Here is a 7,726-nt window from a genome sequence, read left to right as displayed (position 1 = left end):
ACCTTGCAGGCACCTCGTCCTGCTCCCGCTTGCTGTTTAAAGCTTGAAGCTTGCCGCTGCTCCCCCTGCTAAAGTCCCACCCTCGCTTGTGCATTTTCCAAGGAAGCCTCTATGCCGGACGCTACGTCCCTCAACGCTGGTTTTATGGTGGTCCAGAGCAACAGCCTGGATGAACTGCGCAGCTTGGTGATCAGCGTCATGCGGCGTTACCCCCTGGCGCCCCTGGAAAATGAAATCGCCCTGGTGCAGAGCAACGGCATCGCCCAGTGGTTGAAGCTGGCCCTGGCAGAAGACCCCCAGGACGACGACCTCGGAGGCTGCGGCATCGCCGCCGCCATCGATGTGCAACTGCCAGGCAGTTTTATGTGGCAGCTGTATCGCATGGTGCTGGGACGGGATGAAATCCCACCCAAGTCCCTGCTGGATAAAGCCCCGCTGACCTGGCGCCTGATGCGCCTGCTGCCCGAGCTGATCGATCAGCCGCACTTCGAGCCCCTGCAACGCTTCCTGACCCACGACACCGACCTGCGTAAGCGCTATCAACTGGCGGAGCGCCTGGCGGACCTGTTTGACCAATACCAGGTGTACCGCGCCGACTGGCTGGAAGACTGGGCCGGCGGCCGGCATCAACTGCGCAATGGTCGAGGCGAGGCCAAGCCCCTGACCCCCGCCAACTGCTGGCAGGCCGAGTTGTGGCGAGCGTTGCTGTTGGATGTTGGGGCCGAAGGCATGGCCCAGAGTCGGGCCGGGGTTCACCAGCGCTTTATCGAGCGCATCAACCAGCTGGATGTCGCGCCCAAGGGCTTGCCGTCGCGGGTGATCGTGTTCGGGATTTCTTCACTGCCGGCCCAGGCCCTGGAAGCCTTGGCGGGATTGGCGCGTTTCAGCCAGGTGCTGCTTTGCGTGCACAACCCTTGTCGTCACCATTGGGCGGACATCGTCGCCGATAAAGACCTGTTGCGGCATCAATACAAGCGCCAGGCGCGCAAGGCCGGCATGCCCGCTGCCCTCGACCCACAAACCCTGCATCAGCATGCGCATCCGCTGCTGGCCGCCTGGGGCAAACAGGGCCGTGACTACATCAGCCTGCTCGACAGTTATGACGACCCTAGCAGCTACCGTGCGGCCTTTCGCGATGGGCGCATCGACCTGTTCAGCGAAAACCAGCCGCAGAACATGCTCAATCAATTGCAGGACGACATCCTCGAACTGCGCCCACTGAACGAGACCCGTGAACACTGGCCGGCGATCGATCTGACGCAAGACCAGTCGATCCGTTTTCACATTGCCCACAGCGCCCAGCGCGAGGTGGAAATCCTCCACGACCAGTTGCTCGCCCGCTTCAGTGCCGACCCCGACCTGCGCCCTCGCGATGTGATCGTGATGGTCCCGGACATCGACAGTTACGCCCCACATATCCGTGCGGTGTTCGGGCAGCTGGAGCGTGATGATCGACGCTTTATCCCCTTCACCCTGACCGACCAGGGCCAGCGCGGGCGTGACCCGTTGCTGATCGCCGTGGAGCACTTGCTGAAGCTGCCGGATAGCCGCTTCCCGGTCAGCGAGATTCTTGACCTGCTCGATGTTCCGGCCCTGCGTGCGCGCTTTGGCGTGGATGAAGCCGACCTGCCGATCCTGCACCGCTGGATCGAAGGCGCCGGTATCCGCTGGGGCATGAGCGCCGAACAGCGTGCACAACTGGGGTTGCCCGAGGAGCTGGAGCAAAACAGTTGGCGTTTCGGCCTGCGCCGCATGTTGTTGGGCTACGCCGTGGGCCGCTCCGCCGCGTGCGATGGCATTGAACCCTACGACGAAATCGGCGGCCTGGACGCGGCGTTGATCGGCCCGCTGGTGGCGCTGCTCGACGCCTTGCAAGTGGCCTACGGGCAACTGACGGAGGCCGCGACGCCGCAGCAGTGGGGCGAGCGCCTGCAAGGGCTGATGCAGCTGTTTTTCCTGGCCGAGACCGAGCACGACGACTATCTGCTGAGCCAACTGGAAGACCTGCGGGAAACCTGGCTCGAGACCTGCCAGTCGGTCGGTCTGGAGGATGAGCTACCGCTGACCGTGGTGCGCGAAGCCTGGTTGGCCGGGCTCGACCAGGGGCGCCTGTCCCAGCGCTTTCTTGCCGGTGCGGTGAACTTCTGCACCCTGATGCCGATGCGGGCGATCCCTTTCAAGCTGGTGTGCCTGTTGGGCATGAACGATGGCGATTACCCGCGCGCCCAGCCGCCCCTGGATTTTGACCTGATGGGCAGCGACTACCGCCCCGGCGACCGTTCCCGCCGTGAAGACGACCGCTATCTGTTGCTCGAAGCTTTGCTCTCGGCGCGCAACCAGCTGTACGTCAGTTGGGTCGGGCGCAGCATTCGTGACAACAGCGAACGCCCGGCCTCGGTGCTGATCGGCCAGTTGCGCGACCACCTGGCCAGCGGCTGGACCCCGGTCGATGAGGCGCCCCTGCTGGAAGGCATGACCCAGGAGCATCCGCTGCAACCTTTCAGCGCCCGCTATTTCCATGAAGGCGACGCGCTGTTCAGCTACGCCCGTGAGTGGCAATTGCTGCATCAGCAGCACGAGCCGAAAACGGCCATGGAACAACTGGCGCCCTATGTCCAGGAAGAGCCCCTGAGCTTGGGGCAGTTGCAGGACTTTTTGCGCAACCCGGTGCGGCACTTTTTCAGCCAGCGGCTTAAGGTGTTCTTCGAAGCCCTGGAAGCCCCCTTGGCCGATGAGGAGCCTTTTGTCCTCGACGCCCTGCAACGTTACAGCCTCAGCGACAGCCTGCTTGAAGCCGCCCTCGGTGATGCCGAGCACCCCGAGCAGGCCTTGCAGGCCCAGGCGCAGCGGCTGCAAGCCAGCGGCCTGTTGCCCATGGCCGGTTTTGGCGAATGCCTGCAGCGCGAGCTGATCGAGCCGCTGCCGGACCTGTTGCAGCGCTACCAGCAATTGCTCAGCCTGTGGCCGACCCCGGTGACCAGCGCCTTGCCGGTTTCCCTGGAGCTCAAGGGCGTGCGCCTGGAGGGTTGGCTCAGCGGCCTGCATCAGCGCAGCGATGGCGGGCTGTTGTCGGTGACCGCGATCCCCAACAGCATCGGTTCGATCAAGACCCGCAAGTGGCACCGGCTGATTCGGGTGTGGGTCAATCACCTGGTGGCCTGTGCCAGCGGCTACCCGTTAAGCACCGCATTGGTGGCCAGTGACGACAGCCTGCTGTTGCCGGCCCTGGAGCAGCAGGCGGCGCTCGACAGCCTCGGCGAATTGCTGCTGGCCTGGCAGGCCGGCATGCGCCAGCCATTGCCGGTGGCGGTGAAAACCGCGTTCGCCTGGCTGGGTCAGAGCGACCCGCTCAAGGCCGAAGCCGCCGCGCGCAAAGCCTATGAAGGCGATGGCCAGACCACCGATGGTGAGCGCCGCGAGAGCCCAGCTTTGGCCCGGCAATTTGCCGATTACAACGCCCTGGTCGCCGACGAAAGCTTCAGCGGCTGGGCCGAGACACTCTATCGCCCGCTGCTCAGCGCGCCCTGGCGTTCAGCCCTCAGCACGGAGGCCGATGCATGACCCAGCAAGTCCCCCTGGCCCTGGCCTTCCCGCTGCGTGGCAGCCAACTGATTGAGGCCAGCGCCGGCACCGGCAAGACCTTCACCATCTCCGCGCTGTACCTGCGCCTGGTGCTGGGCCACGGTGGCGAGCCTGCCGGCTTTGGCCGGGAATTGCTGCCGCCGCAAATCCTCGTGGTGACCTTCACCGACGCCGCGACCAAGGAGCTGCGGGAGCGTATCCGCACGCGCCTGGCCGAGGCCGCACGGTTCTTCCGTGACGAGATCGCTGCCAGCGACAGCCTGCTTGCCGACCTGCGCGGGCAGTTTCCCGCCGAGCACTGGGCCGCCTGCGCCAACCGCCTGGACATTGCCGCGCAATGGATGGACGAGGCGGCGGTCTCGACCATCCACAGTTGGTGCCAGCGCATGTTGCGCGAGCACGCGTTCGACAGCGGCAGCCTGTTCACCCAGACCCTGGAAACCGACCACAGCGACCTGCTGGGCGAAGTGCTGCGCGATTACTGGCGGCTGTTCTGCTACCCGATGCAGGGCGATGCGCTGAATTGGGTACGGGCCAACTGGGGCGGCCCGGCGGCGCTGCTGCCGCGAGTGCGGGCATTGTTTGGCAGCGAGCGCCGGGAGCCGCACACCCAATCCCCCAGCGAGCTGATCGAAGCCTGCCTGCAGGAGCGGCGCCAGGCCCTGGTCGAACTCAAGGCGCCCTGGGTGCAATGGGCCGCGGAGTTGCGCGAGATCTGCCTGCAAGGCGTGGCCAGTAAGAGCGTCGATGGACGCAAGATGCAGGCCCGCTACTTTGAACCCTGGTTCGAAAAGATCAGCGCCTGGGCCCAGGACGAAAGTGCCGAACAGCTGGACATCGGCACCGGCTTCAGCCGCCTGACCGCCGACGGCATGAGCGAGGCCTGGAAGGGCGAGGCGCCGCGCCACCCCGGACTGGACGCCATGCCCCAGCTCAAGGCCAGCCTGGATGCCTTGCCCAGCCCGGACGCGGCGGTGCTGCAACACGCGGCGCAGTGGGTCGGGACGCGGTTCGAGGAAGAGAAACGGCGGCGCGCCGAGATGGGCTTCGACGACATGCTGCTGCGCCTGGACGCGGCCTTGCAGGCTGACGGCGGCGAGCGCCTGGCGACCCTGATCCGCGAGCAGTTTCCCGTAGCGCTGATCGATGAGTTCCAGGACACCGACCCGGTGCAGTACCGGATCTTCGAAAGCATCTACCGCATCGAGGACAACAACCCGGACACCGGCCTGTTCCTGATCGGCGACCCGAAGCAGGCGATCTACGCCTTTCGCGGCGCCGACATCTACACCTACCTGCGCGCGCGCCAGGCCACCAGTGGCCGCCTGCACACCCTGGGCACCAACTTCCGCTCCAGCCACGCCATGGTCAGTGCGGTCAATCATGTGTTCCAGCGTGCCGAAGTGCGGGAGCAGGGCCGTGGCGCCTTTCTCTTTCGCGAGCCGGATGGCGACAACCCGGTGCCCTTCCTGCCGGTGGCGTCCCAGGGGCGCAAGGAACAGTTACTGATCGACGGCCAGGCCGTTGCGGCGATGAATCTCTGGCACTTGTCGGCCGAGCAGCCGTTGTCCGGGGTGGTGTATCGGCAGCAATTGGCGGGTGCCTGCGCCAGCCAGATTGTCGAGTTGCTCAATGGCGGCCAGCAAGGGCGCAGCGGTTTTGCCCGGGACGGCCAGGCGCTGCGGGGCCTGCTGCCGGCGGATATCGCGATCCTGGTGCGCGACGGTAAAGAGGCCCAGGCCGTGCGCGCGGAACTGGCGGCCCGTGGCGTGCGCAGCGTGTACCTGTCGGACAAGGATTCGGTGTTCGCCGCCCAGGAAGCCCGCGACCTGCTGACCTGGCTCAAGGCCTGTGCCGAGCCGGACGTCGAACGCCCGCTGCGTGCGGCCCTGGCGTCGCTGACCCTGAACCTGCCCCTGGCGGAGCTGGAGCGGCTGAACCAGGACGAACTGGCCTGGGAAGCCCGGGTCATGCAGTTCCGTGGTTATCGGGCGATCTGGCGCACCCAGGGCGTGTTGCCGATGTTGCGCCGCCTGTTGCATGACTTTCAGCTGCCCCAGGCGTTGATCGCCCGCAGCGACGGCGAGCGGGTGCTGACCAACCTGCTGCACCTGTCCGAACTGTTGCAGCAAGCGGCGGCGGAGCTGGATGGCGAACAGGCGCTGATCCGGCACCTGGCCGAGCATCTGGCGTTGTCCGGGCAGGCCGGTGAAGAGCAGATCCTGCGCCTGGAAAGCGACGAGCAACTGGTCAAAGTGGTGACCATCCACAAGTCCAAGGGGCTGGAATACCCACTGGTGTTCCTGCCGTTTATCTGTTCGGCCAAGCCGGTGGATGGCAGTCGCCTGCCGCTGCATTACCACGACGCCGCGGGCAAGGCTCAGGTGACGTTGCGCCCGACTCCCGAGCTGATTGCCCGCGCCGACCAGGAGCGCCTGGCTGAAGACCTGCGCCTGCTGTACGTGGCCCTGACTCGGGCGCAACACGCCTGCTGGCTGGGCGTCACCGACCTCAAGCGCGGCAGCAATAACAGCTCGGTGCTGCACCTCTCGGCCCTCGGTTATCTGCTGGGTGGCGCTGCGGTACTGAACGAATCCGCTGGCCTGAAGCGCTGGCTGGACGATCTGCAGGAAGGCTGCGAGGCGCTCGCTGTCGAGCCCATGCCCGTGGCCTGGGACAACCGCTTTACCCCGCCGCGCAACGACGCCAGCCTGCTGGCGGTATTGCTGCCGAACCGGCGTGCTGCGGAGAACTGGTGGATTGCTTCCTACAGTGCCCTGCGCATCAGTGACAGCCTGGGCGTCGGCACCGAGGCCCCGGAAAACCCGCAGGCGCAAAAGCTGTTCGACGATGAACGACTCGACCCCGATGCGCCCCGTGAAGTTGCGGCCAGCGGCGGTGATATCCACCGCTTCCCGCGGGGGCCGAATCCGGGGACCTTTCTCCATGGCTTGCTGGAATGGGCCGGGGAAGACGGGTTCGCCGCCGACCCCGAAGCCATCGAGGATGCCATCGCCCGACGTTGCAATCGGCGTGGCTGGGAAGGCTGGATCCCGACCCTGAGCGACTGGATGCAGCACCTGTTGCAGGCGCCCCTGGCCGTCGGCGCGGGGCAGCCGCCGGTGGTGCTCAGCCAACTGACCGAGTACCGGGTGGAGATGGAGTTCTGGTTTGCCAGTCACAAGGTCGACGTGCTCAAGCTCGACGAACTGGTGCGCCAGCACACCCACCACGGCGTGCCCCGGGTCACGGCGGAGCCGGTGTTGCTCAACGGCATGTTCAAGGGGTTTATCGACCTCACGTTCGAACATCAGGGCCGTTACTACGTGGCCGACTACAAATCCAACTGGCTCGGCGTGGACGACGCGGCCTATACCGAGCAGGCCATGGAGCAATCGATTCTCGACAACCGCTATGACCTGCAATACGTGCTCTATCTGCTGGCCCTGCACCGCCAGTTGCAGGCCCGTCTCACCGATTACGACTACGACCGGCACATGGGCGGCGCCCTCTACCTGTTTTTGCGCGGCACCCGCTCGGCCAGCCAGGGGGTGGTGTTCGCCCGCCCGCCACGGGAACTGATCGAGCGCCTGGACCGCATGTTCCAGGGCAAGCCCGAACTGCCGAAGGCTGAGCCCGCCTGGGAACAGGGAGTACTGCTATGAACGATGACCTGCTGACGCCCCTGGCGTACGCGCCGCAACCCGACCTGGCGCCCTTGGCCCGCGCCGGCGACCTGATGCTGTTGCTCGATCGGTGGCTGGAGCGCGGCTGGCTGCGAGCCCTGGACAAGGCCTTTGTCGGCTTTCTGCATGAGCTTGCGCCCGACGGCGACCCGTTGGTGCTGATGGCGGCGGCGCTGACCAGCCATCAGTTGGGCCACGGCCATGTGTGCCTGGACCTGTTCGAAACCCTCAAGGAGCCGGATTTCGCCTTGTCCCTGCCCCCCGAAGGCGACCTGCAGGGCGGTGCGCTGCTGCCGTCCCACGTGCTGGCCAGCCTCGACGGCGCCCACTGGTGCAAGGCCCTGGCGGCCAGTCGCCTGGTGGCCCTGGCGGCCGATGGTGCCGAGGAGGCTCGGCAGCGGCCGTTGGTGTTGTCGGGCAAGCGCCTGTACCTGCGCCGCTACTGGGCCTATGAGCGG

Annotated in this window: 2 protein-coding genes and 1 pseudogene; all 3 read left to right on the top strand. The window is 65.9% G+C overall.

Annotation, left to right across the window (positions count from 1 at the left end):
* Positions 1–111: 111 nt before the first annotated feature.
* Positions 112–3,561: an exodeoxyribonuclease V subunit gamma gene (gene recC / locus CF161_RS13160; RefSeq protein ID WP_020297076.1), complete on the top strand. Its 3,450-nt coding sequence runs from the start codon at positions 112–114 to the stop codon at positions 3,559–3,561.
* Positions 3,558–7,247 carry an exodeoxyribonuclease V subunit beta gene (gene recB / locus CF161_RS13155; RefSeq protein WP_020297075.1) on the top strand — a complete coding sequence of 1,230 codons (3,690 nt, stop codon included), beginning with the start codon at positions 3,558–3,560 and terminating at the stop codon, positions 7,245–7,247. The genes recC and recB overlap by 4 nt, the downstream gene beginning before the upstream one ends.
* A pseudogene (locus CF161_RS13150) lies at positions 7,244–7,726 on the top strand (exodeoxyribonuclease V subunit alpha); the annotation flags it as partial. The gene recB and the pseudogene CF161_RS13150, both read left to right, overlap by 4 nt.

It is taken from the genome of Pseudomonas sp. CF161 (assembly GCF_000416215.1).
In the GTDB taxonomy this organism is placed as follows: Bacteria; Pseudomonadota; Gammaproteobacteria; order Pseudomonadales; family Pseudomonadaceae; genus Aquipseudomonas.
The sequence above is the reverse complement of the archived record's forward strand: the minus strand, read 5'-3'. Positions and strand labels throughout refer to the sequence as shown.

Bases quoted from the DNA above. Each gene is read 5' to 3' on its own strand.
- recC (WP_020297076.1), top strand. From the start codon at position 112: ATGCCGGACGCTACGTCCCTCAACGCTGGTTTTATGGTGGTCCAGAGC.
- recB (WP_020297075.1), top strand. From the start codon at position 3,558: ATGACCCAGCAAGTCCCCCTGGCCCTGGCCTTCCCGCTGCGTGGCAGC.